22 protein-coding genes are annotated in these 26,160 nt (G+C 66.0%); 21 read left to right on the plus strand and 1 reads right to left on the minus strand.

Annotated elements, in window-relative coordinates; genetic code table 11:
* The first annotated feature begins 321 nt into the window (after nucleotides 1-321).
* From mraZ to dnaE, 21 genes are all read left to right on the plus strand, one after another.
* The gene (gene mraZ, locus RH857_RS10380; protein ID WP_310537906.1) at nucleotides 322-753 is read left to right on the plus strand and encodes a division/cell wall cluster transcriptional repressor MraZ; all 432 of its coding nucleotides are present in this window, start codon (nucleotides 322-324) and stop codon (nucleotides 751-753) included.
* A gap of 144 nt (nucleotides 754-897) precedes the next feature.
* A complete protein-coding gene (gene rsmH / locus RH857_RS10385; protein ID WP_310537907.1) occupies nucleotides 898-1,899 on the plus strand; it encodes a 16S rRNA (cytosine(1402)-N(4))-methyltransferase RsmH in 1,002 nt (333 codons plus the stop codon).
* The gene (gene ftsL, locus RH857_RS10390) at nucleotides 1,896-2,543 is read left to right on the plus strand and encodes a cell division protein FtsL (protein ID WP_310537908.1); all 648 of its coding nucleotides are present in this window, start codon (nucleotides 1,896-1,898) and stop codon (nucleotides 2,541-2,543) included. Before rsmH ends, ftsL begins: the two co-directional genes overlap by 4 nt.
* 44 nt (nucleotides 2,544-2,587) lie before the next feature.
* Nucleotides 2,588-4,399, plus strand: coding sequence for a peptidoglycan D,D-transpeptidase FtsI family protein (locus tag RH857_RS10395; RefSeq protein WP_310537909.1), 1,812 nt, complete (start codon nucleotides 2,588-2,590; stop codon nucleotides 4,397-4,399).
* Entirely contained in the window at nucleotides 4,393-6,054 is a 1,662-nt protein-coding gene (locus tag RH857_RS10400; protein WP_310537910.1) for a Mur ligase family protein, read from the plus strand. The genes RH857_RS10395 and RH857_RS10400 overlap by 7 nt, the downstream gene beginning before the upstream one ends.
* Before the next feature lie 15 nt (nucleotides 6,055-6,069).
* A complete protein-coding gene (locus RH857_RS10405) occupies nucleotides 6,070-7,518 on the plus strand; it encodes a UDP-N-acetylmuramoyl-tripeptide--D-alanyl-D-alanine ligase (RefSeq protein ID WP_310537911.1) in 1,449 nt (482 codons plus the stop codon).
* Nucleotides 7,515-8,621 (plus strand): phospho-N-acetylmuramoyl-pentapeptide-transferase, encoded by a 1,107-nt coding sequence (gene mraY / locus RH857_RS10410; RefSeq protein WP_310537912.1) that lies wholly within the window; start codon nucleotides 7,515-7,517, stop codon nucleotides 8,619-8,621. The genes RH857_RS10405 and mraY overlap by 4 nt, the downstream gene beginning before the upstream one ends.
* Nucleotides 8,622-8,706: 85 nt before the next feature.
* Nucleotides 8,707-10,305, plus strand: a complete 1,599-nt coding sequence (gene murD / locus RH857_RS10415) for a UDP-N-acetylmuramoyl-L-alanine--D-glutamate ligase (protein WP_310537913.1) — start codon at nucleotides 8,707-8,709, stop codon at nucleotides 10,303-10,305.
* 34 nt (nucleotides 10,306-10,339) lie between these two features.
* Entirely contained in the window at nucleotides 10,340-11,698 is a 1,359-nt protein-coding gene (gene ftsW, locus RH857_RS10420; protein WP_310537914.1) for a putative lipid II flippase FtsW, read from the plus strand.
* A gap of 36 nt (nucleotides 11,699-11,734) precedes the next feature.
* The gene (locus tag RH857_RS10425) at nucleotides 11,735-12,901 is read left to right on the plus strand and encodes a UDP-N-acetylglucosamine--N-acetylmuramyl-(pentapeptide) pyrophosphoryl-undecaprenol N-acetylglucosamine transferase (RefSeq protein ID WP_374761158.1); all 1,167 of its coding nucleotides are present in this window, start codon (nucleotides 11,735-11,737) and stop codon (nucleotides 12,899-12,901) included.
* The gene (gene murC / locus RH857_RS10430; RefSeq protein ID WP_310537915.1) at nucleotides 12,898-14,313 is read left to right on the plus strand and encodes a UDP-N-acetylmuramate--L-alanine ligase; all 1,416 of its coding nucleotides are present in this window, start codon (nucleotides 12,898-12,900) and stop codon (nucleotides 14,311-14,313) included. The genes RH857_RS10425 and murC overlap by 4 nt, the downstream gene beginning before the upstream one ends.
* Complete coding sequence (locus RH857_RS10435; RefSeq protein WP_310537916.1) at nucleotides 14,313-15,062, plus strand: cell division protein FtsQ/DivIB; 750 nt, start codon at nucleotides 14,313-14,315, stop codon at nucleotides 15,060-15,062. Before murC ends, RH857_RS10435 begins: the two co-directional genes overlap by 1 nt.
* A gap of 349 nt (nucleotides 15,063-15,411) precedes the next feature.
* Nucleotides 15,412-16,617 (plus strand): cell division protein FtsZ, encoded by a 1,206-nt coding sequence (gene ftsZ / locus RH857_RS10440; RefSeq protein WP_310537917.1) that lies wholly within the window; start codon nucleotides 15,412-15,414, stop codon nucleotides 16,615-16,617.
* Between the two features lie 145 nt (nucleotides 16,618-16,762).
* Complete coding sequence (locus RH857_RS10445) at nucleotides 16,763-17,503, plus strand: purine nucleoside phosphorylase YfiH/LACC1 family protein (RefSeq protein ID WP_310537918.1); 741 nt, start codon at nucleotides 16,763-16,765, stop codon at nucleotides 17,501-17,503.
* On the plus strand, nucleotides 17,500-18,273 hold the full coding sequence (locus RH857_RS10450) for a YggS family pyridoxal phosphate-dependent enzyme (RefSeq protein ID WP_310537919.1): 774 nt from the start codon (nucleotides 17,500-17,502) through the stop codon (nucleotides 18,271-18,273). Before RH857_RS10445 ends, RH857_RS10450 begins: the two co-directional genes overlap by 4 nt.
* A gap of 44 nt (nucleotides 18,274-18,317) precedes the next feature.
* Complete coding sequence (locus RH857_RS10455; protein WP_310537938.1) at nucleotides 18,318-19,004, plus strand: cell division protein SepF; 687 nt, start codon at nucleotides 18,318-18,320, stop codon at nucleotides 19,002-19,004.
* 25 nt (nucleotides 19,005-19,029) lie between these two features.
* Nucleotides 19,030-19,320 (plus strand): YggT family protein, encoded by a 291-nt coding sequence (locus RH857_RS10460; RefSeq protein WP_310537920.1) that lies wholly within the window; start codon nucleotides 19,030-19,032, stop codon nucleotides 19,318-19,320.
* Nucleotides 19,321-19,461: 141 nt separating this feature from the next.
* Nucleotides 19,462-20,424 (plus strand): DivIVA domain-containing protein, encoded by a 963-nt coding sequence (locus RH857_RS10465; protein ID WP_310537921.1) that lies wholly within the window; start codon nucleotides 19,462-19,464, stop codon nucleotides 20,422-20,424.
* A 36-nt stretch (nucleotides 20,425-20,460) separates the two neighbouring features.
* Nucleotides 20,461-21,066, plus strand: coding sequence for a signal peptidase II (gene lspA, locus RH857_RS10470; protein WP_310537922.1), 606 nt, complete (start codon nucleotides 20,461-20,463; stop codon nucleotides 21,064-21,066).
* Complete coding sequence (locus tag RH857_RS10475) at nucleotides 21,063-22,085, plus strand: RluA family pseudouridine synthase (protein ID WP_310537923.1); 1,023 nt, start codon at nucleotides 21,063-21,065, stop codon at nucleotides 22,083-22,085. Before lspA ends, RH857_RS10475 begins: the two co-directional genes overlap by 4 nt.
* An 11-nt stretch (nucleotides 22,086-22,096) precedes the next feature.
* Nucleotides 22,097-25,627 (plus strand): DNA polymerase III subunit alpha, encoded by a 3,531-nt coding sequence (dnaE, locus tag RH857_RS10480; protein ID WP_310537924.1) that lies wholly within the window; start codon nucleotides 22,097-22,099, stop codon nucleotides 25,625-25,627.
* Here the strand turns inward: dnaE and RH857_RS10485 are convergent.
* Nucleotides 25,624-26,115 carry a hypothetical protein gene (locus RH857_RS10485; protein WP_310537925.1) on the minus strand — a complete coding sequence of 164 codons (492 nt, stop codon included), beginning with the start codon at nucleotides 26,113-26,115 and terminating at the stop codon, nucleotides 25,624-25,626. The genes dnaE and RH857_RS10485 overlap by 4 nt on opposite strands.
* Between the last annotated feature and the right edge of the window lie 45 nt (nucleotides 26,116-26,160).

Raw genomic sequence — 26,160 nt, forward strand, 5'->3', positions numbered from 1 at the left:
GCCCCAGCACTGGGAAGCAGGCCTACTCAGCAACACATTTATGGCCTATAACCCTCGATGAGGGAGTGTCGGCAGGGTGTATTTCTCCCCGCTTCTCCACGGTGCCCCCATTTCCCTCCTCCGAGCGCCCCACTTCCCTCCACCACACGCCCCTCGCGAATCCGCAGGTCAGCCGTGGGTGTATGGCTGGGTCACGAGTTGCTTATCTCCTCAAGGGGGTGAAGTGGGCAGATAAGTGGTTGGAAAGTGGGGGGAAGTGGAGTAAAGTGGAGCGCGATGGGAATGCAGGGCACCTGATCGGACATCTGGGAGGTAGGAGCCATGTTTCTCGGCACCTACACCCCCCGGCTGGACGAGAAGGGCCGCCTGATTCTCCCCGCGAAGTACCGTGAGGAGCTGGCCGACGGTCTGGTTCTTACTCGCGGGCAGGAGCGCTGCATCTACGTGTTCAGCACAGCGGAGTTCTCCAATGTGCATCAGCAGATGCGCCAGGCACCCCTGACCTCCCGTCAGGCACGTGACTACATCCGCGTGTTCCTCTCCGGAGCCTCAGATGAGACGCCGGACAAGCAGGGCCGGATCACCATCCCGCCCTCCTTGCGGGAGTACGCGGGACTGGACCGTGAAGTCACAGTCATCGGAGCGGGCGACCGCGCCGAGATCTGGGACTCTGCGGCGTGGAACGCCTACCTTCAGGAGAAGGAGTCGGAGTTCTCATCCACCGATGAGGATGCGATTCCCGGTCTCTTCTGAGGCAGGCAGCCGGCACATGTTCGTAAAGACCATTGGGTGAGCTCTCCCGCCGCCCGGTGGGTCCTGACTTCCCTTCCCCGATGTCAGGCCTCACCAGGGCGGATGGGGAGCCGGCCCAATGACCAACTCCTTAGAGGAGAGACGATGGCGGAGCGTGCAACAGCAGACCGGCACATCCCGGTCATGCGTGACCGCTGCGTCAGCCTGCTCCTCGAGGCCGCGCAGCAGCATTCGGATGATGCGTCCCCGGTGATCATCGACGCGACCCTCGGGATGGGCGGTCACACGGAGGCCCTACTGGAGGCAGACCCGGATCTGATCGTCGTCGGCATCGACCGGGATCCGCAGGCCCTGGAGCTGGCAGGGGAGAGACTCAAGCGATTCGGCAGCCGGTTTCGCGGCGTCCGCGCGGTCTATGACCAGGTGGACGAGGTTGCCGAAGAGCTCACCCAGGATGAGGTACTCCTCGGAGTCCTCTTTGACCTGGGCGTCTCTTCCCTGCAGCTCGACGAGGCGGAGCGGGGCTTCGCCTACTCCTACGACGCGCCGCTGGATATGCGGATGGACGCCTCGGAGGACTCCGAGGATGAGCCGGTGGCCGAGCTGCTGACCCACATCAGCGAGGCTGAGCTGCGCCGAGTGCTCAAGGACTACGGTGAGGAGCGCTTCGCAGGGCGCATCGCCTCGGCCATCCTGCGCGCTCAAGCGGTGACCCCGCTGAGGACGACGTCCCAGTTGGCTGCCGTCGTCGACTCTGCCGTTCCCGCCGCCTCCAAGAGGACCGGTGGCCACCCCGCCAAGCGGACCTTCCAGGCATTGCGCATCGCGGTCAATCGAGAGCTCGAAGTGCTGGAGCGAGCCATTCCCGCCGCGTGTGACGCCGTCGCTGTGGGTGGTCGCGTGGTGGTGCTCAGTTATCACTCTCTTGAAGATCGGATCGTCAAACAGACCTTCGCAGCCCGGGCAACCTCCTCCGCGCCCGCCGGGCTGCCGGTGGAGCTGGAAGAGCACAAACCCACCTTCCGGACCCTCACCCGCGGGGCCGAGCCACCCACGGCAGAGGAAGTCACATACAATCCGCGAGCCGCCTCAGCAAAGCTGCGAGCGGCTGAGAAGATCAGGTCAATGGCAAGGAGCAAGGCATGAGCGTCGCGCCCCTCGCGCATCCGCGCGCTGACTCCCGCGCCGGCAGCGCTCCCGCAGTCGCCCCCAAGACGCAAAAGCGCCCGGCGCTGAAGGCCCTGCCCAAGATCACTCCGCGCCAGCGCGGCCTGTTCGCCGGCATCATCGCGCTGCTGGCGCTGGCCCTGGCTGCGGTCCTGGCCATCAACATCTACGTGGCCAACTCCCAGTACACCGTGGTTCAGATGCAGAACGAGCACCAGAGCCTCGTCCACGAGAACCAGGCGCTCACGGAACAGGTTCAGTACCTGCAGTCTCCGCAGTCCCTGTCGGATGCCGCTGTCAGTCTCGGGATGGTCATGCCCGCAGCGGCCGGCACGCTGGACCTGGAGACTGGGGCGGTGGCCGGCAGTGCCGAAGCCGCTGACTCCTCCGACCGTCCGTCGAACTTCGTCGCCGCGCCCGGTAGCGCAGGACGCGACTACGCCGTGCCGGTCGACGTCTCCCGCCAGGCTGCCAAGGCTCCCGGCGGAATCTTCGGGCCGGGCGCGTTGAACACGCTTGCCGACTCCGGAAGCGGGCACAATGGCAGCGGAAGCGATAGTCGCAGCGAACCCTCAGCGAGGGAGCTCAACGGCGGCTCGATTCCTGCCCCCGGCCTCGAGTAAGCGCGACGAGAGTGACCCCGTCCTCCGATGACAGCCCATCTGGTATGACCGCCAAACCCACCTTCAGCAAAGCGCAGCGCCAGCGCATCCTGTCCTTCCGTATGCGGATCGCCCTGGCGATGCTGCTGGCCGTCCTGCTGGTCCTGGGCGGCCGTCTGTTCCACGTTCAGGGCCTCGATCCGGCTGGCCACGCCCAGCAGGCGCTTTCGGAACGCCTGCGCACGGTTCCCGTCCCCGCTGCCCGTGGAGACATCCTCGACGCGCAGGGCCGGATTCTGGCCACGAGTGTGGAGCGCTACAACATCGTGGCTGACCAGCGCCTGACCGGGGAGGACTACCAGCTCCGCGATCCCGAGACCGGACTGGTGAGCACCGTCACCCGGGAGCAGACGGTGGCGGAGCTGGCCAGCATCCTGGACCTCGAGCCTGAGACCGTTGAGGATCGGCTGCTGGGGGAGGCGCACTACTCGGTCATCGCCCGCACCGTCACACCGGAGACGCGGTCACAGGTGATGGACCTCAACATTCCGGGCATCTACGCAGAGCCTGTCTCCCAGCGCAGCTACCCCGCCGGTCCGGTGGCAGGCTCCATCGTGGGCTTCGTGGGCGAGGACGGTCCTCTCGAAGGCGTCGAGGCGTCTCAGGACGAGGCGCTCACCGGCGAGGACGGGGAGCGGATCTACGAGATCGGCGCCGACGGAGTACGCATTCCCACCGGTACCTTCGAAGAAATTCCCGCAGAGGACGGTCAGGACGTCCAACTGACCATCGACCAGGACCTGCAGTGGTTCGCGCAGGAATCCATCGCCGCCAAGACCAACGAGTACAACGCGGTCTGGGGCAACGCGACCGTGGTAGACCTGCGCGAAGGCCAGGAGGGTCGGATCCTGGCCATGGCGGACTCGCAGTCCGTGGACCCCGCCAATCCCGGAGAGTCTGATGAGCTCTTCCGCCGCCCCATCGCCCTGACTCAGGACTTCGAACCCGGTTCAGGGGGCAAGTCCATCACGTTCGCTCTGGCGCTGGAGGAGGGCGTCGTCGAGCCCACCGACGGGTTCACCGTGCCGTACCGCTACACCGTCGACGGCGAAACCATCCAGAACGCGCGGTCACACTCCGAGTACGACATGACCGCAGCAGGCATCTACGCCCGGTCCTACAACACCGGCACGGTCATGATCGGCAATCAGGTCGATGAACAGACGCGTTACGACTACATGCAGAAAGTCGGGTTCGGCCAGCCGCTGGACATCGGACTCGGCATCGAGGCTCAGTCCATCCTGCGCCCGCCCGAGGAGTGGGACGCCCGCCAGCCCCTCACCACGCAGTTCGGGCAGGGCTACACCGGTTCCGTGCTGCACAACGTGCAGCTCTACCAGATCCTGGCCAACGACGGGATCAAGATGCCGCTGCACATCGTGGACTCCTACGTTGACGCCGACGGCACCCATCACGAGCCCGACCTCTCCGCCCCCGAGCAGGTCTTCTCCGAGGAGACCTCTGATGAGATGCTCAAGCTCATGGAGGGCGTCGTCGACTACGGCAGCGCTCGGGGTGCAGCCATTGAGGGATACCGTGTCGGCGGCAAAACAGGAACTGCTGAAGCCGCTGGCGAACACGGGGGGTTCGATGGGTTCACCGTGAACTTCATCGGGGTGGCCCCTTTGGACGATCCGCAGTTCCTTGTCTCGGTGACCGTGCACCGTCCTGCCGGGCAGTTCGGGGACTGGGACCTCACCGATACGTTCCGCGACATTATGAGCTACACCCTCTCCAGCTACGACGTGCCGCCCACGGGCGCCGAGTCGGAGTCATATGATGGATTCGTGGGAGAACGACAGGACTATCCGTGGTGACAGAAACCGGCATTACCGCCGGTGACCTCACTGAACAGCTCAGAGCAGCAGGGCACGAGCCACTTCTCACCCCGGTGACTGAGAGCGCGCACCGCACGCTCCTGACGGGGGCGGCGATGAATCCCCAGGCGGTGAATACCGGAGACCTCTTCGTGGCCGTGAAAGGCGCCCGCGCCCACGGTGCGCAGTTCATCGACACGGCGCTGGAACGCGGGGCCTCTGCGGTACTCACCGACGCCGAAGGGGTCAGCCTGATCCGCGAATCGGTGGACTACCGCCTGCCGATTATTGAGGTGGAGCATGTGCGCGCCGCCGCAGGCCCCGCCGCGGCTGCCATCTACGGCACCACGGCCACCAGCGAACCCGCTCTCTACGGAGTCACCGGCACCAACGGGAAGACCACCACCACCTACTTCCTGCGGTCGCTGCTGTCGCTTCTGCTGGAACCCAAGGGCAAGAGCACCGGGCTCATCGGGACCATTGAGATCGCCGCAGGGTCTACCCCGGAGACCTCCGAGCGCATCGCCTCGGACATGACGACGCCCGAGGCAGTGCAGCTGCATGCCCTGATGCATCAGTTCCGCTCCAAGAACGTGGCCGCTGCGGCCATGGAGGTCTCCAGCCACGCCATCAGCTACCAGCGGATCTCCGGGCTCCACTACGACGTGGCCGGGTTCACCAACCTCACTCAGGATCACCTGGATCTGCACGGCACCATGGAGGAGTACTACGCCGCCAAGGCCGAGCTGTTCACCCGCAGCCGCACGCGGACCTCGGTGATCATCGTCGACGACGCTGGCACGGACTCCTCTTGGGGTCACCGCTTGGCCGGTGAGGCCACCGGCCGGGTCATCACCCTCGCCACCAACCCGGGTTCCGCCGTCCGAGCCGACTGGGAGGTCCGGGACGTGCAGCCGGAGGGACTGGGTAGCGCCTTCACCCTGCGGTCCCGCCGCACCGGCGAGGAGATCCGCACCTCCACGGCGCTGCCGGGGGACTTCAATGTCTCCAACGCCGCACTCGCGGCGATCATGGTGCTCGAGGGTGCCGCGGATCCGCAGCGCCCCCAGCAGTTCACCCGCGATGAGGTGGTTCACGTGCTGCAGCAGCGCCGGCCCTTCCATATCAATGTCCCAGGGCGCATGCAGGTCATCGGCACCAGACCGGCAGCCATCGTGGACTTCGCCCACAATCCGGATGCCATGATCCGCACCCTGGAGGCGGTGCGTCCAGCGGCGCGTGAGAACGGAGCCGGGAAGCTGATCCTGGTCATCGGTGCGGCAGGGGAGCGGGACCGGACCAAGCGCCCCACCATGGGCGCCATCGCCGTGCGCATGGCCGATCACGTTATCATTAGCGACGACGACCCCCACGGTGAGGATCCTGCGCAAATCCGTGCCGATCTCCTGGAAGGAGCCCAAGAGGCCATCTCCACCGGGGGCCTGAGCACGACCCTGCAGGAGATCTCACCGCGCGCCAAGGCCATCACCGCCGCGGTGGCCGCAGCCTCCGAGCACGACACCGTGCTGCTAGCCGGCCGAGGTCACGAGGACCACCAGGACTTCGCCGGCAGCAAGCACTCCATTGATGACCGTATCGAACTGGCCCGAGCGCTGAAGGACCGCGGCTTCGAGACCCTTCTGGAAGCCCCCTAAGGAGCCCCACCACTGATGATCCCTCTTACTGCAGCCGAGATCGCCTCGGCCGTCTCCGGTCGGCTGGTCGGCGTCGAGGATCCCGAATCCCTCGTCCTCACCCACGCCGACACCGACTCGCGCCAGATGGCGCCGGATGCGCTGTTCATCGCCAAGCCCGGCGAGACCACCGACGGCCACCACTACATCGACAGCGCCTTCGACAAGGGCGCGCGGCTGGCCCTGGTGGAGCGGGAGACGAAGGATTCCAACGGGGCGCCCTGGCCCTCGGTGGTCGTTGACGACGTCGTCGTCGCCATGGGGCGGCTGGCCTCAGAGATCGTGACACGCATCCGTGCCCACTCACCGACCACCGTGCTGGGGATCACTGGATCGGCGGGCAAGACCACTACCAAAGACCTTCTGCGCTCCCTGCTGGAGCCTGAGGGGCCCACCGTGGCACCTCAGGGCTCCTACAACGGCGAGGTCGGTGTGCCCCTGACCGTCTTCACCGCCGAGCTCGAGACCCGCTATCTCATCATCGAGATGGGAGCGGATGCGCCGGGGAACATCGAGTACCTGTGCCGAATGGTCGCTCCAGACATCGGGGTGGTCCTCATGGTGGGCTCGGCCCACGCCGGCAAGTTCGGCGGTGCGGACAAGATCGCCCAGACCAAGGGCGAACTTGCTGAGTTCGCCGCCGAGCACGTCATCCTCAACGCCGACGACGCCCAGGTAGCCGCCATGGCAGACCGCGCACAGGCGCCGGTGACCTGGTTCGGTGAGTCCGCAGGCGCCGAGATCCAGGCTCAGGACCTCACCCTGGACGACGAGGGGCACCCCGTGTTCACCCTCGCCCACCATGACGACGCCAGCGCCTCGGCGCAGGGGGTCCGGATCGTCAGTGGCCTGACCGGGGCCCACCACGTGACTAATCTGCTCGCCGCAGCTGCGGCGGCATTCCGGGCCGGAATCGACATCGAGGACGTTGCCGTACGCCTGAATGGCCTGGGACCCACCAGCAGGTACCGCATGGAGCGGACCGAACGCGCCGACGGCGTGACCATCATCAACGACGCCTACAACGCGAACCCCGAATCCATGCGCGAGGCGCTGAAGACCCTCGCCCGGATCACCCGGCCCGAAGAGGGACCGCAGCGCCGCAGCGTGGCAGTGCTGGGCGCCATGTTGGAGCTGGGCGATGAGCACAACATCAAGCACATTCAGCTCGGAGAGACCGTGGTGCGTCTGAATATCTCCAAGCTGCTGGTGGTGGGCCAGGACGCCTACGCCCTCTACCGCGGAGCCGTCGCCGAGGGCTCGTGGGACAATGAAGCACACTGGGTTGAGACCCTCGAAGAGGCCGAAGAGTGGCTGAGCAATGAGCTGCGCTCCGGCGACGTCGTGTTGTTCAAGTCCTCCAACGGTGCGGGGCTTAGACTCTTGGGAGACAAAATCGCCACCGGGAAGGAAGGACCTGAGTGATCGCCGTCGTCATCGGTGCCGCCCTCGGGCTCATTCTGACCCTGATCGGCACGCCCCTGTTCATCCGCTTCCTCGTCAAGCGGGGCTACGGGCAGTTCATTCGTGATGACGGTCCTACCAGTCACCACGTCAAGCGCGGCACCCCCACCATGGGCGGTGCGGTCATCATCTTCGCCGTCGTCGTCGCCTACGCGGCCACACACCTGCTGATGGTGCTGACCAACGACGCCGCGCGCGGCCCCACGGCCTCCGGCCTGCTGCTTCTGCTGCTGATGGTCGGCATGGGACTCGTCGGATTCTTCGACGACGCCGCCAAGATCACCAAGAAGCAGTCCCTGGGCCTGACCCCCTGGGCCAAGATCACCGGTCAAGGCGCGGTAGGTGTGCTGTTCGCCGCCTTGGCGCTCTTCTTCGAGGACGAGAACGGCCGGACCCCGGCCTCCACGGCCATCAGCTTTGTGCGTGAGACCCCGATCGACTTTGCGGTCTTCGGCACCGTGGTCGGCGGCCTCCTGTTTGTGATCTGGGCGAACCTGATCAACACGGCTGCCACCAACGCGGTGAACCTCACCGACGGCCTGGACGGTCTCGCCACCGCTGCCACCGCCATGGTGACCGCGGCCTACGTGATCATCTCCATCTGGCAGTACAACCAGTCCTGCGGCTCGAGTACCGCGGTCACCAGCGTCTGCTACGAGGTCCGCGACCCCATGGACATGGCGACCCTGGCCGCGGTCATCACGGGCGCCCTCATCGGGTTCCTGTGGTGGAACACCTCCCCGGCCAAGATCTTCATGGGCGACACGGGCTCTCTCGCGCTCGGCGGCGCACTGGCGGGCTTTGCGATCCTCACCCACACTCAGCTGCTGTTCGTCATTCTGGGCGGCCTCTTCGTCATCATCACCTGCTCGGTGATCATCCAGGTGGGTTACTTCAAGCTCTCCGGTGGCAAACGCGTCTTCAAGATGGCCCCCCTGCAGCATCACTTCGAGCTCAAGGGCTGGGCCGAGGTGACCGTGGTGGTGCGCTTCTGGATCATCGGCGCACTGGCAGTCGGCCTGGGCCTGGCCGTGTTCTACGGCGAGTGGGTGATCACTCAGTGAGTGATCAGGCACGAGTCAGTGAGCGCGCAGGGGACCCGTCGCACCCACGGTGCGGCGGGAAGCGGGCGAACGGGGTGATCACTCAGTGAGTGAGAGCCCCAGCCTGCCGCATCTCTCTGGCTGGGACGCCGACTGGGCGGGACTGCGCGTGGTGGTCACGGGCCTAGGCGTCACCGGCTTCTCCGCAGCTGACACCCTCGCGGAACTGGGCGCCGAGGTGATCGTCCTCGACGGGGCCACCAGCGAGAAGAAGCGGATGGACGCCGAGACACTCAAGATTGTGGGCGTCAAAGATGTGCGCTTCGGTACTGAGCATCTCGAGCAGCTCCCGACCTTCGACGCCGGACCATGCCAGCTTGTGGTCACCTCGCCCGGCTGGCGCCCCGACGCCCCGCTGATGCGCGACGCTGCCTCCCGCGGCGTACCGGTCTGGTCGGACATCCAACTGGCCTGGCGGCTCGGCGCCCGCCCGGGAGCGAAAACACCCCAATGGCTGGTGCTCACCGGCACCAACGGCAAGACCACGACGGTGACGCTTCTGGAGGCCATGCTGCAGGCAGACGGTCGTCGCGCGGTAGCCTGCGGCAACATCGGGCTGCCCGTCCTGGATGCCATCCGTGACCCTGAAGGCTATGACGCTCTGGCCGTGGAACTTTCCAGTTTCCAGCTCCACTGGACCGAAGCCCACGGTGCCGAAGCTTCAGGAGCACAGCGCAGCGCCGAGACGGAGCAGGGCCGCAGCCTGGACCTGAGCCCCACGGCGTCGGCGGTGCTCAACATCGCCCACGATCACGTGGACTGGCACGGAGACTTCGGCGGCTACTGGGCCGATAAGGCCAAAATCTTCCACAGCACCCGGGTCGCGTGCATCTACAACGCTGCGGACCCCGAGACCGAAAAGATGGTGAGGGAGGCCGACGTCGTCGAAGGCTGCCGCGCCGTCTCCTTCACGACCGACACTCCGGCGGTCTCTCAGATCGGGCTGGTCCGGTCCGACGACGGCGACGACCTCCTGGTGGATCGAGCCTTCCTCGACGACCGTCGTCACCAGGCCCTGGAGCTGGGACTCCGCTCCGATCTGGGACCGGTGGCGCCCAAGCACCTGGTCGCCAACGCGCTGGCCGCCGCCGCGCTGGCACGGGCCGCCGGGGTGGAGCCCGAGGCCATCCGGCAGGCACTGCGTGACCACACCCCCGGGGATCACCGCATTCAGCCCGTGGCCAAGGCCGCTGACGTGCTATGGATCAACGACTCCAAGGCGACCAATCCCCACGCGGCCGAAGCTTCACTGTCCAGCTTCAGCGACATCGTCTGGATCGCGGGCGGGCTTCCCAAGGGCGTGGACTACGATCCGCTGATCCAGCAGATCGCCTCGCGGCTGCGCTACGTGATCCTCATCGGCACAGACTCCTCTCAGCTGAGGTCCAGCCTGGAGCGACACGCGCCGCAGGTGCCGGTGCTCGGGGGTGGAGCAGGGGAAGATGAGACGCAGGCGCAGCTGCGCTCCACTGACGGAGCCGCGGCGATGCGCGCCGCGGTGAGCGCCGCGAACCGCTCGGCGGAACCAGGACACACCGTGCTGCTGGCCCCGGCCGCAGCATCGATGGATCAGTTCCGCTCCTATGCCGAGCGCGGACAGGCGTTCATTGACGCCGTCGCCGCGCTGATGGAGAACCAGACCTAGACCCGACCTGAGACGCCACATCAAGGAGGCCACGATGACCGCAACATCCGATGCCTCCCGGCTTACCACCCGTTCGCCGCGCGCCCCACGGGACGCCTCCGATGAGGAGGCAGTTCACCCCGACGAGCAACCATCGGACGGTTCAGCCGGACGTGCCTGGCGCGAGGAACGCGCCGCCCGCCGGGCCGAGCGTGTGCGTCAGGTGTGGAACTTCTTCGAAGGCGGCAACCCGCACACCAACTACTGGATTGTGCTGGGCTGCACCGTCGCCCTGGCTGCCATCGGCCTGACGATGGTGCTCTCCTCCACCTCCGTGGATGCCTCGGGCCAGCCCTTCACCACCGTGACCCGCCAGGCCAGCTGGGCCGTGGTCGGCATCGTCGGCATGCTGATCACCTCCGTCATGCCCACCCGGTGGATGCGCTTCCTGGGCTGGGCCGCCATGATCCTCTCGGCGATCATGCTCATGCTGGTCGCCTTCACCCCCCTGGGTGATTCCGGCGGTGGCTCCACCAACTGGCTGCAGATCGGCCCTGTCCGCGGGCAGCCGTCGGAGCTGGCGAAGCTCGGCCTCGTGCTCTGGGGAGCGGCCGTGCTCGCTCGCAAGGGCGGGCTCGTGGCCCAGTTCTCTCACTGGATGGTGCCCTTCGTGGCCCCGGGGGCGCTCTCCGTTCTGGCCCTCGTTCTGGCCGGCGGTGACCTCGGCACCGCCATCGTGCTGATCCTCATCATCGGAGCCCTGCTCTTCGTCGCGGGTGTGGGGATGCGCTACTTCCTCACCGCAGCAGCGGCCGCCATCGCCGCCGTCGCCCTGCTGATGTGGGTGACCCCGTACCGCATGCTGCGCGTCTATGCCTGGCTGGGCATGAACTGCGACCACATCACCGAGCCCTGCTATCAGACCCAGCACGGACTCTTCGCCCTGGCCTCCGGCGGCTTCTGGGGCGTGGGGCTGGGACAGTCCCGCCAGAAGTGGGACTACATTCCCGAGGTCCACAACGACTTCATCTTCACGATCATCGGAGAGGAGCTGGGGTTGCTTGGCACCTTCACGGTTCTCGGGCTCTTCGTTCTGCTCGTGGTGGGCATCTTCCGGGTAGCCGCCAACTCCAAGGACCACTTTGTGGTGCTGGTCTGCGTCGGCGTGGCCGCATGGCTGGTGGGGCAGGCCTTTATCAACATCGCCATGGTCACCGGCCTGCTGCCGGTCGTCGGTGTGCCGCTGCCCTTCATCTCCTACGGCGGTTCGGCGCTGACTTGTGCCCTGCTGGCCGTCGGCGTGGTGCTCAACTTCGCTCGCCGGCAGCGCGTGGAGGCCGCCAAACCCACCAAGCCCCGGCGCTCGGCGCCCAAGCGGTCTACACTGGCACCGCTGAATAAGCAGAGCGCCTGAGCGCCTGACCCGACCCAGCCCTAAGGAGCCCCCTTCGTGACCGAGCAAGGACCCTCCGCCGTGCCCGAGCGCAGCGTGACCAAGGACAGCGGGGCCGCAGATGCGCCCGCCGTTGTTCTCGCCGGAGGCGGCACAGCCGGCCACGTCAGCCCCATGCTCGCCATCGCTGAGGCCATCAGGCGACTGGCACCGCAGGCGCGGCAGAGCATGATCGGCACCCAGAGCGGATTGGAGACTCGGCTGGTCCCCGCGGCCGGCTACGACCTGGAGACGATCGAGAAGGTCCCCTTCCCTCGCCGCCCCACCCGAGACCTCTTCGCCTTCCCCCGGCGCTTCCGCGCCGCGATCGACGACGCCGCTGCCATTCTGCAGGCCAGGAGAGCCGACGTCGTCGTCGGTGTGGGCGGATACGTCTGTCCCCCAGTCTTCCTCGCGGCGAAGCGGCTCAGCATCCCCGTAGTGCTGCACGAGGCCAACGCGCGCCCCGGTATGGCCAATAAGCTCGGATCCCGTTTCGCCGCCTTTACCGGGGTGGCCTTCGAGGGCACCCCGCTGAAGAACGCCGAATGGGTGGGGATGCCCATGGCCCGGACGATCTCCCAGCTGGACCGCCGGGCTGAGCAGGCCGCTGCCCGGGAGGCTCTGGGGCTGGACCCCGAGCTGACCACGCTCGTCGTCACCGGCGGTTCCTCCGGTGCGTTGAACCTCAATAACGCCGTGGCCTCCGCGCTAGAGGACATCCTGGCCACCGGAGTTCAGGTCCTGCACCTGACTGGCCGGGACAAAGCCGTCACGGACCGCCACGGCACTCCGCTGACCGCCGAGCGCTACCACCAGCGCGAGTACCTGGACGGCATGCACCTGGCCTACGCCGCCGCGGACCTCATCGTGGCGCGTTCCGGCGCCGCCACCGTCAGTGAGGTGGCCGCTGTGGGGCTGCCGGCGGTGTTCGTTCCGCTGCCCGTGGGCAACGGTGAGCAGGAGCTCAATGCTCGGGGGCTGGTCGACGCCGGGGGAGCGCTGCTGGTCAAGGACGAGCACTTCACCCGCGCCTGGATCCGCCGCAACATTGTTCCCCTTCTGGAGGATCCCCGCCTGCTGCTGACCATGGAGAAGCAGTCCGCAGAACGCGGCATCAGCGACGCCGATGAGCGCATGGCCCGGGCTGCCCTCCGTGCGGCTGGATACGAGGTGCAGAGGTGAAGCGGCTGAGCGAACTGGGCCGCGTCCACTTCCTGGGTCTCGGCGGAGTCGGAGTCTCAGCCGTGGCGCGTCTGCTGCAGGCCGCCGGTGTGCCGATCTCGGGAACGGACGCCAAAGAGCTTCCCGTGCTCGACGAGTTCCGTGCCGCCGGGGCTCCCATCCGCATCGGATATTCAGCCGAGAACATCGCCTCCGTAGAAGCTGAGTCGGGGGAGAAGGTGGCTACGGTGATCGCCTCCTCGATTGCCAAGCCGGGCAACCCAGAGTACGACGACGCCGTCTCCCGCGGCCTGCCGATTCTTCACCGCTCGGAGGGCCTGGCCGCGTGTATGGCCGAAGCCCGGGGGATCGCCGTCGCGGGCACCCATGGCAAGACCACGACCTCCTCGATGACTGCAGTCATGCTGCGGGAGGCGGGCCTGGATCCGAGCTTCGCCATCGGGGCCAATATTGCCGGACTCAACGTCAATGCTGCGGCGGGGACGGGGGAGTGGTTCGTGGCCGAAGCCGACGAGTCCGACGGTTCCCTGCTCAACTATGCTCCCGAAGTCGCGATCGTCACCAACGTGGAGCCGGACCACCTGGACCACTACGGCACCGCAGAAGCCGTCGAGCAGGTCTTTGTGGACTTCACCGAGCGGATCCTGGACGGCGGCTGCCTGATTGTGTGCCTGGACGACGCCGGCGCCGCCAAGCTGCTGGGGGCCGTGCAGGAGCCCCTGACGGCCCGCGGGGTGCGCGTTCTCACCTATGGCACCCATGCCGAGGCGCAGCTGCGGATCACAGACCGCGCGGGCGTCGGGCTGGGCCAGGAGGTCACCTTCAGCCATGGCTCCGAGCAGGCCGCTGCGCAGCTTCTGGTGCCCGGGGTGCACAATGCACTCAATGCCGCGGCGGCGGTGGCGGTGGGCCTCTACGCAGGCCTGAGTCTGGAGTCTGCATCCCGCTCGGTAGGCGCCTTCCGGGGAAGCTCCCGCCGTTTCGACCTCAAAGGTCAGGTCGCAGGGGTGACTGTCTACGACGATTATGCCCACCACCCCACCGAGGTAGCCGCGGTGCTGGCCGCGGCTCAGAGCGCGGCAGGGAATGGGAAGGTTCACGCGATCTTCCAGCCCCATCTCTTCAGCCGCACCCAGGCCTTCGCCGCAGAGTTCGGAGACGCACTGCGCGCGGCCGACACGGTGGCTGTGCTGGAGATCTTCCCCGCCCGCGAGGAGCCCATCGAGGGGGTGACCGCCCAGCTGCTGGGCCACACGGTCTACTCCCGTGAGGAAGCGGTGGCCGCCGTCGTCGCCCCTGCGCGTGCGGGAGACCTTATTCTGACTCTCGGGGCCGGGGACGTCACGGAACTGGGTCCCAGCATTCTGGAGGCACTGAGCTCGCGTGAGAAGACTGGGGAGCCCGCGGCCTGATGGCTGAGACTCTCGCGTTCCCGGAACCCGAGGCGGTCACCCAGCGGAAGCGGCGGCGTCGCGGTCTGATGCTGCTGGGCGGGGTCTTTGCGCTGCTGCTGGCCCTGGTGGCCACGCTCTACTTCTCGCCGCTGCTGAGCATTCGGCACATCGAGATCACCGGCAATGACCTGCTCACCGACGCCAGGGCGCAGGAGCTGGTCTCCGAGCTCTACGGCACACCGCTTCCCCAGGTGGGGACGCGGGAGGTCTCCCGCATGCTGGAGGACGAGAGCGTCGTCGCCGAGGTCGACAGCACCGCCGAGCTGCCGCACACCCTGCACATCACTCTCGTGGAGCACCCGCCCGTAGCGGAAGTCCACGAAGAGGATGCGGTGCGCTTCTACAACGAGCACGGGCAGATCATCCGCGAGTTTCCCGGCCATGAGGCGATGCAGGCTGAGGGGTACCCGACCGCGGAGATCTCCTCGGAGGCGGCGCTGGAGGATCAGGCAGTCTTCGACACGATCGTCTCCGTGCTGGGACAGCTGCCGGAGGAAGCACGAGAAGCCACTGAGACCGCCACCGCCGGCTCCATCGATTCCGTACAGCTGCAGCTGCGAGACGGACGGACCATCATCTGGGGCAGCGACGACCAGGGCCAGGAGAAGGCCGCGGTGCTCCAGGCGATCCTTGCCTCCGACGCCGAGGAGTTCACCGACGTCGAAACCATCGATATATCCACGCCGCTGACGCCGGTTACCCGCTGAACTCCAGGCGGGCCGGTAGGGTGGGCACCAACGCATAAGGGAACCCTCGCGACGAGGTGGCGGGCATGGTCCGCCGCTGGGACTAAGGTTCAAGTGCAACTTGAACCTTGCTGAGGGCGACAGGACAACTGAAGAATGACAGATGTCACGAAGGCTCCCGACTGCCTGGGCGGCTCACGGCGTCAGATGGTGACTAGCGGCTCAACCGATGCATCCGCGAACTGCATCGGCTGAAAGCCTCGGACACACCGGATGACGGGCGAGGCAGTGAGGAGCCAGGAGCAGCCCATTATGGCAGCGGGGGTCTTCGTGCATCTGTGACTTCTCGAGAAGCAAGGGACATATCAACGTGGCAGCACCGAACAACTACCTCGCCGTGATCAAGGTCGTCGGCATTGGTGGCGGCGGCGTCAACGCCGTCAACCGGATGATCGAAGTCGGACTGCGTGGTGTCGAGTTCATCGCGATCAATACCGACGCACAGGCGCTGCTGATGAGCGATGCCGACGTCAAGCTGGACGTCGGGCGTGAGCTGACTCGTGGACTGGGCGCAGGCGCCAACCCCGACGTGGGGCGCCAGGCCGCCGAGGACCACGCCGAAGAGATCGAGGAGGTCCTGCGCGGGGCCGACATGGTCTTCGTCACCGCCGGCGAAGGTGGTGGCACCGGTACCGGCGGCGCCCCCGTTGTGGCGCGTATCGCCCGATCCCTGGGCGCGCTGACCATCGGTGTGGTCACCCGTCCCTTCACCTTCGAAGGCCGGCGCCGCGCCAGCTCCGCCGAGTCCGGCATTGAGGCCCTGCGTGATGAGGTCGACACCCTCATCGTCATCCCGAACGACCGCCTGCTGTCCATCTCGGACAAGAACGTCTCGGTGCTGGATGCCTTCCGCTCCGCCGACCAGGTGCTGCTCTCCGGTGTGCAGGGCATCACCGACCTGATCACGACTCCCGGCCTCATCAACCTGGACTTTGCCGACGTGAAGTCGGTCATGCAGGGCGCCGGTTCCGCTCTGATGGGCATCGGCTCGGCGAATGGGGAAGACCGCGCCGTCAAAGCAGCAGAGCTGGCCATCGCTTCGCCACTGCTGGAGGCCTCCATCGACGGCGCTCACGGCGTGCTGCTCTCCATCCAGGGCGGCTCCGACCTCGGCCTGTTCGAGATCAACGAGGCCGCTCGTCTGGTGCAGGAGGTCGCGCACCCGGAGGCCAACATCATCTTCGGTGCTGTCATCGACGACGCTCTGGGCGACGAAGCACGGGTGACCGTCATCGCCGCGGGCTTCGACCAGGTGGACGCCACCTCAAAGCCGGTAGCCCCTGCGGCCGGTGCTCCGCCGCAGCGACCGGCAGCTCCAGTGGCGCCCATTGCCGGTGCTACCGCCGGGGCGGCAGCCGCACCGCGCAGCGCAGGATCCGCCGCTTCCGGCGACACCGCCCCCACCCCGCGGGTCAAGCCCTCTGCCCCCGAGGCCGAGGAGATCCCCGAGATCGTGGAGTCGGACTACACGGGCAGCCGCGACGACGACCTGGATGTGCCCGACTTCCTGAAGTAGTCGCGTCGCCCAACTCATACTTCTGGCGATAACCTTCCCATCGAGTGCGGGGGTGCCGCTTGCCGTTCCAGGCAGGGGCGCCCCCGTTCTGCTGTGCAGGAGACCTGACCCCAGACAGTGCCGCAGGGCTGAGACAATGGGGACTATGTTGCAGACGCCCGAGCACAGTTCCCCGCGCTCTCCGTTCTGGTGGTCACACACCCAGGACGGTATTCGTCTGGGCTTCACCTCCATCGGTGCAGGCAGCCTGTCTCTGAACGTGGGGGAGGGTGGCGAGCAGAACCGCCGAGACCTCGAACGCCACATGGGGCTGGAGTCCGGGGCGCTGCGGTTCCTGCATCAGGTCCACTCCGCCGATGTACTGGACGCAGAGGCGGAGTTTCCAGACGCTGTGCCCACCGGCGACGCCTGGGTATCAGCGCAGGCTTCCCAGGCGCTGGCCATCATGACCGCCGACTGTCTTCCGGTACTCTTCGCTGGTCGCCGCCAGGACGGCAGTCCACTGATCGGCGCCGCTCACGCGGGCCGGGTCGGACTGCTGGGCGGAGTGCTAGAGAATACCGTGGCGGCGCTGCGCGAACGAGGTGCCGAGCAGCTCACCGCCTGGATCGGGCCTGCGGCCTGCGGGCGCTGCTATGAAGTCCCCCAGCGCATGGTGGATGAGCTGGCAGAGGCTCGTCCCGCCCTCGCCTCGATGACCAGCTGGGGTACTCCGGCTCTGGACCTGCGCGCAGAGGCGACTCGCGTGCTGCAGGAGGATGGCGCCGTCGTCGTCGACGTCTTCGGCTGCACCCTGGAGGACCCCGATCTGTACTCTCATCGCCGCTCGCAGCAGGAGGGCACCCCCGACGGGCGCATCGCAGGCGTCATATGGTGGAAACCATGACCGACATCCCCCCTTCGACGCCGGTGCCCTCCGGCGGGAGCTCCCAGCCCGACGCCCGCCGTGCCGAGCTCGCCGAGAACCTCACGGCGGTGAGGCAGCGCATCGCCGACGCCGTCACTGCCTCCGGGACCCATCAGGCGCCAGAGCTCATCGTCGTCACCAAGTATTTTCCCGCTGCCGATGTGCAGCGGCTCTATGACCTGGGGGTCCGTGAGGTGGGGGAGAACAAAGACCAGGAGGCCTCCGCGAAGGCGCTCGAGGTGGGCAGCCGCGAGGGGCTGCGGTGGCACTTTATTGGCCAGCTGCAGTCCAACAAGGCTAAGTCAGTGCTCCGCTACGCCGACGCCGTGCACTCGGTGGACCGGACTTCACTGCTGAAATCCCTGATCAAAGCCGCCACCAGGGCCCGCCAGGAAGGGGCCCGGAGTACAGACCTGGAGTGCTTCATCCAGGTCGACCTGCGCCAGCCCGTGCCCGCCGACGGCCGGGGTGGTGCCGACCCGGGACAGATTCCCGCTCTGGCCGAGATGATCACCGCCGCCGAGGGGCTGCGCCTGGCGGGGCTGATGGCTGTGGCACCCCTGGACGAGCCCGCCGGACCAGCGTTCGAACGTCTGGCCGCACTCTCGCAGCAGCTGAGGTCCCAGCATCCGGAGGCCACGGGGATCTCGGCGGGCATGAGCCAGGATTTGGAGGCAGCCGTGGCTCACGGAGCGACACACCTGCGTATTGGCCGTGATGTGCTCGGCGCGCGACCGTCCCCACGGTAATGTCTGACACGCGCACTAAACCCAACCTTCCCCAGGAGATCCTCATGGCCGGTGCATTCAAGAAGACCATGATCTACCTCGGCTTGGCCGATGGTGATGACTACCAGGACGAATCGTTCTCCAACGATCGTGCCCCCGCACGCAGCGAGGCCGGTGCCCAGCGTGCGGCCTCCGTGCAGCACACCGGAGCAGTGTCTGCTCCCACCGGCGCCGTGCAGGCTCCTGCCCGCCCGACTGCTGTGGCCTCTGCGCCCGCCCAGGCGCCCCAGGCCGACGCCGGACAGGTGGTCTCCCTGGCTGATCGCGCCGGTGCCTCCAACTCCTCGAGCAGCTCCGCTGCCGGGCAGTACAACAGCACCAACCTCGCAGTGGACCCCGAGTACCGGGCTCCGGTGACTCCGATCAAGCGTGCCCCCTCCACCCGGGATGAGAGCGAACCCATGCGTAAAATCACCACCGTCCACCCCCGCTCCTACAACGACGCCAAGGTCATCGGCGAATCCTTCCGCGAGGATATCCCCGTGATCATGAACGTCTCGGAAATGGGTGAGGCCGAGGCCAAGCGTCTCGTAGACTTCGCTGCCGGTCTGGTGTTCGGACTGGGCGGCTCCATCGAGCGCGTGACCAACAAGGTCTTCCTGCTGACCCCGAAGAACGTCGAGGTCCTGGCGGAGGAGCGCAGCGCTGCCGAGCCCGAGGCCGCACCTGCCGGCTTTTTCAACCAGAGCTGAAGCTGTTCCGGTAGCCTAAACCTCCGTGGACCTCATTACCGCACCGCTCTATCTGCTCCTGACGCTGTATCAGTTTGCCCTGATCATCAGGATCGTCTTCGACATCACTACCCAGTATTCGCGTCACTGGCGCCCCAAGGGCCTGGCGCTGATGCTTGCGGTGGGCGTGTACTCCGTCACCGATCCACCGATTCGGTGGATTCAGTCGAAGATCCCGCCGCTGCAGCTGGGCGGCATTGCGCTGGACATGGGGTTCATCATCCTCTTCTTTGTCACGGTGATCGGTAAGTCAGTCCTCCACGCCACCTCGTTCTGAGTCGGCAGGCGGGGTTTCCCCGCCCGCGGGACTAACACCGTGAAACCCCGACTTGAAGGTTGAGGTCGAGGGCTGTGGCGCACCGTGGGTATTCTGTGCGGTGACTAGCCCGCTTCCCGGCCACTCGATGAGGTGTTTTACATGGCTCTGACTCCCGAAGATCTCCTGAACAAGGAGTTCCCGGAGACCAAGTTTCGTCCCGGCTATGACAAGGACGAGGTCGATGACTTCCTTGATGAGGTCGTCGTCGAATGGCGTCGCCTGATTCAGGAGAACGAGGAGCTCAAAGCTGAGGTCTCGAAGCTCCAGGATCAGCTTGACAACGATCCTCGTCACGTCGAGCCTGACGATCTCAAGGACGCCGGTCTCTCCGGCTACGCGGGCACCGCGGCCGAGGTCACGGGCACCCTTGACCGGATTGAGGACGAGGACACCGAGCAGGACGCTGAGCAGGGCAGCGAGGAGTCGGAGCTCAAGGCTGATCCGAACGTCACGGCCTACCCCGAGTACGCGCTGGGCACCCGTCCGGCCCAGGAGCGCCCCGCCCCTGCCCAGGAGCCTGCACCGGCCTCCTCCGGCAGCGAGGGCCCTGCCGCCGAGGCCGCCGGTGTGCTGGCCATGGCGCAGAAGCTCCACGATCAGTACGTGGCCGAGGGCGAGCAGACTCGTGCGCGCTACATCGAGGAGGGCGAGAAGACTCGCGCCGCTTACATCGCTGAGGGCGAGGCTAAGCGGGAAGAGCTCATTAGCGAGGGTACGGCCAAGCGCGAGGAGCTGATCACCGAGGGCACCACGAAGCGTGAGGAACTCATCACTGAGGGTGAGGAGACTCGCGCAGCCTACATCCTCGAGGGCGAGACCAAGCGGGATGAGCTGATCACCGACGCCGAGACCCGTGCCGAGAACATGATCGAAGAGGCGGAACTGACCTCCACTCGGACCCTCAACGCCCTGGAGCGGAAGAAGGCAGATCTGGAGTCGAAGGTCAGCGAGCTCACCGGGTTCGAGCGTGACTACCGTGCGCGTCTGAAGGACTACATCGAGTCCCAGCTCAACGAGCTGAACACCAAGGGCTCCATCGAGAAGGAAGCCACCGGCTCCTAATCGCTAAGACGGCGGCTCCCAAGTAGAATCACAGGGATGCCGAAGTCCTCCACAACACCAAGCCGCAGGGCCGCGCTCCTCCTCGCCGGAGGGGTCGCGGCCCTAGCCTTTGTCCTTGACCAAGTCACCAAGATTTGGGTGGAGCGCAATATGACCCTGGGGGAGCAGATCGATGCGCTCCCGCCGGTGCTCTACTGGCGCTATCACCTGAACCCGGGCGCGGCTTTCTCCATGGGCACCGACTACACCTGGTTCTTCACCCTCGTCATGGTGGGCGTGCTGGGATTCGTCATCTGGCACTCGCGCCGGCTCGGCGGCTCCTGGGCGTGGGCCCTGGCGCTGGGTGGACTGGCCGGGGGAGTCGCCGGCAACCTGACCGACAGGCTGTTCCGCGCCCCCTCTTTGGTAGACGGCGAGTTCGTCTCCTTCGCCCAGGGGCATGTGGTGGACTTCATCGCAGTGCCTCGATTCGCGATCTTCAACATCGCGGACTCCTTCATCGTCTGTTCAATCATCGGCCTCTGCGCCCTGATGGTCTTCGGCTTTGAAATGGATGGCACCCGCCACACCAAGAAGAGCGCCGAGGAGACCGAGAAGGCTCCCGAGGACGACGCCGCAGCCGATAAGGACGCCCCCGCATGAGCAAGTCTTTCCCCACCGATCCACCGGTCATCACAGAGGAGCCTCTTGACGAGCACCCCGGACCGGTCGAGTTCACCGTTCCTGCAGAGCTGGCAGGCAAACGAGCCGACGCCGTCGTCGCCGCCCTGTGCGACACGTCCCGCACCGAGGCGGCAGCCTGGCTGACCGATGATCGCGTGCGATGGGCCCAGGACCGCACCCAAGCCCACAGTCAGTCCGGACGTGCCGCCGGAGCGCTGGTGAAGAAGTCGGAGAAGATACCCGCCGGGGCGCTGATCGCCGTGGACATCCCCGAGAAGACGGATCCCAGCGAACTGAGGATTGAACCCGTGGAAGACCTGCACCTGCTGCACGAGGACACCGACATTGTGGTGGTCGACAAGCCCGTCGGCGTTGCCGCTCACCCGTCCCCGGGCTGGCACGGCCCCACAGTCATCGGCGGGCTGCTGGCTCAGGGGGTGGAGATCGCAACCTCCGGCGCCCAAGAGCGCCGCGGGATTGTGCACCGCCTCGACGTCGGCACCTCCGGTGTGATGGTGGTGGCCAAGACTGAACGGGCCTACACGCTGCTGAAGGACGCTTTCCGCAACCGCACCATCTCCAAGACCTACCACGCGTTGGTGCAGGGACTACCTGATCCCCATGAAGGCACCATTGATGCCCCCATCGGCCGGCACCCGGGCCACGACTGGCGCTTCGCGGTCATCGACGGCGGGCGCGACGCGCGCACGCACTACCGGCTCCTGGAAGCCTATGGGCGTGCCAGTCTCCTGGACATCACTCTGGAGACCGGCCGGACCCACCAGATTCGCGTGCACTTCTCGGCGATGGGACACCCGTGCGCCGGAGACCTGACCTACGGTGCTGACCCCCACCTGGCCAGCGAGCTGGGACTGACGCGGCAGTGGCTGCACGCGGTGGAGCTGGGATTCACCCACCCGGGCACGGGGCAGGACGTGAGCTACCGCAGCGAATATCCGGCAGACCTGCGTCAGGCGTTGGAGATCCTGGAAGCCTAGGAGGGCCTTCGATGAAGCAAGACTTTGTCCACCTGCACAACCACACCGAGTACTCCATGCTCGATGGAGCCGCCAAGATCGATGAGCTCTTCGAGCAGACCAAAGAGCTCGGCATGTCCTCCATCGCCACCACGGACCACGGGTTCATCTTCGGTGCCTATGAGTTCTGGAAGAAGGCCAAGGCCCATGACGTGAAGCCGATCATCGGCATCGAGGCCTACCTGACCCCCGGCACCCATCGCACAGACCGTACGCGCGTGCGCTTCGGCGACGGCGTTGATGACGTCTCCGGCGCCGGTGCCTACACCCACATGACGATGTGGGCTGAGTCGACCGAGGGCATGCACAACCTCTTCCGCGCCTCGTCGCTGGCCTCCTTGGAGGGATACTTCTACAAGCCGCGTATGGACCGGGAGATTCTCCAGACCTACGGCAAGGGAATCATCGCGACCACCGGCTGCCCCGGCGGCGAGATTCAGACCCGGCTGCGCCAGGGTCAGTACGAGGAGGCCAAGAAGGCCGCCGGAGAGTTCCGCGACATTCTCGGCAAGGAGAACTTCTTCTGCGAGATCATGGACCACGGCATCGAGGTCGAGAAGCGGGTCCGCACCGACCTGATGCGCCTGGCCAAGGAGATGAATCTCCCGCTGGTGGCCACGAACGATCTTCACTACACCCACGCTCACGATGCCAAAGCTCACGGCGCGCTGCTGTGCGTGCAGTCCAACTCCACCCTGGATGATCCCAACCGCTTCAAGTTCGAGTCAGAGGAGTTCTACCTGAAGTCCCCGGCGCAGATGCGGGACCTGTTCCGGGACTTCCCCGAAGCCTGCGACAACACGCTGCTCATCGCTGAGCGCTGTGAGGTGGAGTTCAACGAGTCGGCCTCGTATATGCCGAAGTTCCCCGTACCCGATGGCGAGTCGGAGGAGTCCTGGTTCATCAAGGAGGTCGAAAAAGGCCTGCACTACCGGTTCCCCAACGGCATTCCCGACGACGTGCGCAAGCAGGCCGAGTACGAGATCGGCGTGATCACCAAGATGGGCTTCCCCGGCTACTTCCTCGTGGTCGCGGACTTCATCAACTGGGCCAAGGAGAACGGCATCCGCGTGGGACCCGGGCGTGGCTCCGGTGCAGGTTCGATGGTCGCCTACGCCATGCGCATTACCGACCTGAACCCGCTGCAGCACGGGCTCATCTTTGAGCGCTTCCTGAACCCGGACCGCGTGTCCATGCCTGACTTCGATGTGGACTTCGATGATCGTCGTCGTTCCGAGGTGATCCAGTACGTCGTCAACAAGTATGGCGATGAGCGCGTGGCGATGATCGTCACCTACGGCACCATCAAGTCCAAACAAGCCCTGAAGGACGCCGCGCGCGTGATGGGTGAGCCGTTCCAGACTGGTGAGCGCCTGACCAAGGCGATGCCGCCGGACGCCCAGGGCAAACCCATGCCGCTGGGGGATATCTTCGACAAGAGCTCCAAGCGCTACGCCGAGGCCTCTGAGATGCGCGAGACCGTGGAGGGCGACCCCCGGCTGAAGGAGATCTTCGACCTGGCCACCGGTCTGGAGGGACTGAAGCGCCAGTGGGGCGTCCACGCCGCCGGCGTCATCATGTCCTCTGATCCGCTCATCGACATCATCCCGCTCATGAAGCGCGAGCAGGACGGCGCCATCATCACGCAGTTCGACTATCCGACCTGTGAAACCCTGGGCCTGATCAAGATGGACTTCCTGGGTCTGCGCAACCTGACGATCATCTCCGACGCCCTGGACAACGTGAAGCAGAACAAGGGCGTAGAGATTGACCTCGAAACGCTCGGGGTGGATGACCGGCCCGCCTATGAGCTGCTGGCCCGCGGTGACACGCTGGGTGTGTTCCAGCTCGACGGCGGACCGATGCGTTCGCTGCTGCGACTGATGCGGCCGGATAACTTCGAAGACATCTCTGCAACCATTGCACTCTACCGCCCCGGGCCCATGGGTGCGAACTCGCACACCAACTACGCGCTGCGCAAGAACGGGCAGCAGGACGTGACTCCGATTCACCCCGAGCTGGAGGAGCCGCTCAAGGAGATTCTCGACACCACCTACGGCCTGATCGTGTATCAGGAGCAGGTGATGGCGATCGCGCAGAAGGTGGCTGGCTACTCGCTGGGACAGGCGGATATTCTCCGCCGTGCGATGGGCAAGAAGAAGAAGTCTGAGCTGGACAAGCAGTTCGAGATCTTCTCGGGGGGTATGAAGGAGCGTGGCTACTCCGAAGCGGCGATCACCACGCTCTGGGAGATCCTGCTGCCGTTCTCCGATTACGCCTTCAACAAGGCCCACTCGGCTGCCTACGGTCTTATCGCGTACTGGACCGCGTACCTGAAGGCGAACTACCCGGCCGAGTACATGGCCGCTCTGCTGACGTCGGTGGGTGAGAACCGCGACAAACTGGCCATGTATCTCTCCGAGTGCCGGCGCATGGGAATCACGGTGACCCCGCCCAGCATCAATGAATCCGACCTGACCTTCACGCCCGTCGGTGACGACACCATTCGCTTTGGCATGGGGGCTGTGCGCAATGTGGGTGCGAATGTGGTGGCTGGCATGGTCGAAGCGCGCACCGAACAGGGCGCCTTCGAGTCCTTCAGTGACTTCTTCAAGAAGGTGCCGCTGCACGTCTGCAACAAGCGCACCATCGAATCCCTGATCAAGGCGGGCGGTTTCGACGAGCTGGGTCATACGCGCCGTGCGCTGGTGGCGGTTCATGAGCAGGCCATCGACCAGGCGGTGAAGCAGAAGAAGGACTCACTGCAGTACGAGACCGACATCTTCGGTGCCATGTCCACCGGCAACGACGGCATGGACGACTTTGATGCGGTGCCCATCCCTGAGATCCCCGAGTGGGAAAAGATGGACAAGCTGGGCTTTGAGCGGGAGATGCTGGGACTCTACGTCTCCGATCATCCGCTGCAGGGCAAGGAGCGTGTTCTTGCCCAGCACGCGGATCGCTCCATTGCCGGCGTCGTCTCCGAGGAGGGCCCGCCCGACGGCGCTGTCATTACGATCTGCGGCATGATCACCGGACTCGAGCGACGAGTGGCGAAGTCCGGCAATCCCTACGCTCGGGCCACGGTGGAAGACATGGTCGGCTCCATCGAGGTCATGTTCTTCGGCAAGACGTACCAGGCCGTCTCCATGGTGCTGGCCGAGGATCTCATTGTGGCGGTGAAGGGCAACGTGGACCGGCGCGACGACGGCGGAGTGGTCATCAAGGCCATGGACGTCACCGTGCCGGAGGTCAGCGAGGACGGCACTTCAGGGCCGGTGGTCCTGCAGATGCCCATGCAGAAGGCCACAGAGAAGACCGTGACCGAGCTGGGGCAGACGCTGAAGGCTCATCGAGGCAGCTCGGATGTGCACATCCGGTTGGTCAATGGCGAGAAGGTCGAGATTATGCGGTTGGGCAATGACTTTCAGGTCACGCCCTCGCCCGCCCTTTTCGGTGACCTGAAGGCACTGCTGGGCCCGGCCTGTCTCAAAATGGCCTAGAGGTCGTGTGCGGGTCCGCGCCATGCGGAGGAGAAGGCTGTCACCAGCCACCAGAGGCTGGCTCCGGCCCAGAGAAGGAACATCAGGGTGGCGGTGATCCCCAGTCCAGCGGTCTGCTGCAAGCTCGCCAGGCCAAAGACCTCGGGTGCGGCGTAGAGGACCATCCACAGCACCCCGAGGACAAGGGCGCCCACGCCGATGTTGCGTCCAGCACGGGACCCCGAGCGCAGCATGACCCAGACCCATAGGTAGAGCACCGCGCCGATGCCCAGGGTCACCACGGTGATGATGGAGACCACGAAGGCATGCAGTGCGGCGCCGTTCATCTGGTCGGTGCCCCGACTGCGTGCCAGCTCCTCCACGGGGCCGGTGGATCCGGCGTAGAGCAGCAGCAGTGCCACGCCGACGAACGCTGCTCCGGAGATCACAGTAGCTCGGGCTGTGCGCGCGGCCGCCTCCTCGCGGGTGCTTGGGCCAGACCCTGTCATAGATGCTCCTGCCGGGCCTCGAGCGGACAGTGTGCTTCGATCTTG

This window comes from Nesterenkonia flava, from assembly GCF_031432335.1.
GTDB lineage: Bacteria > Actinomycetota > Actinomycetes > Actinomycetales > Micrococcaceae > Nesterenkonia > Nesterenkonia flava.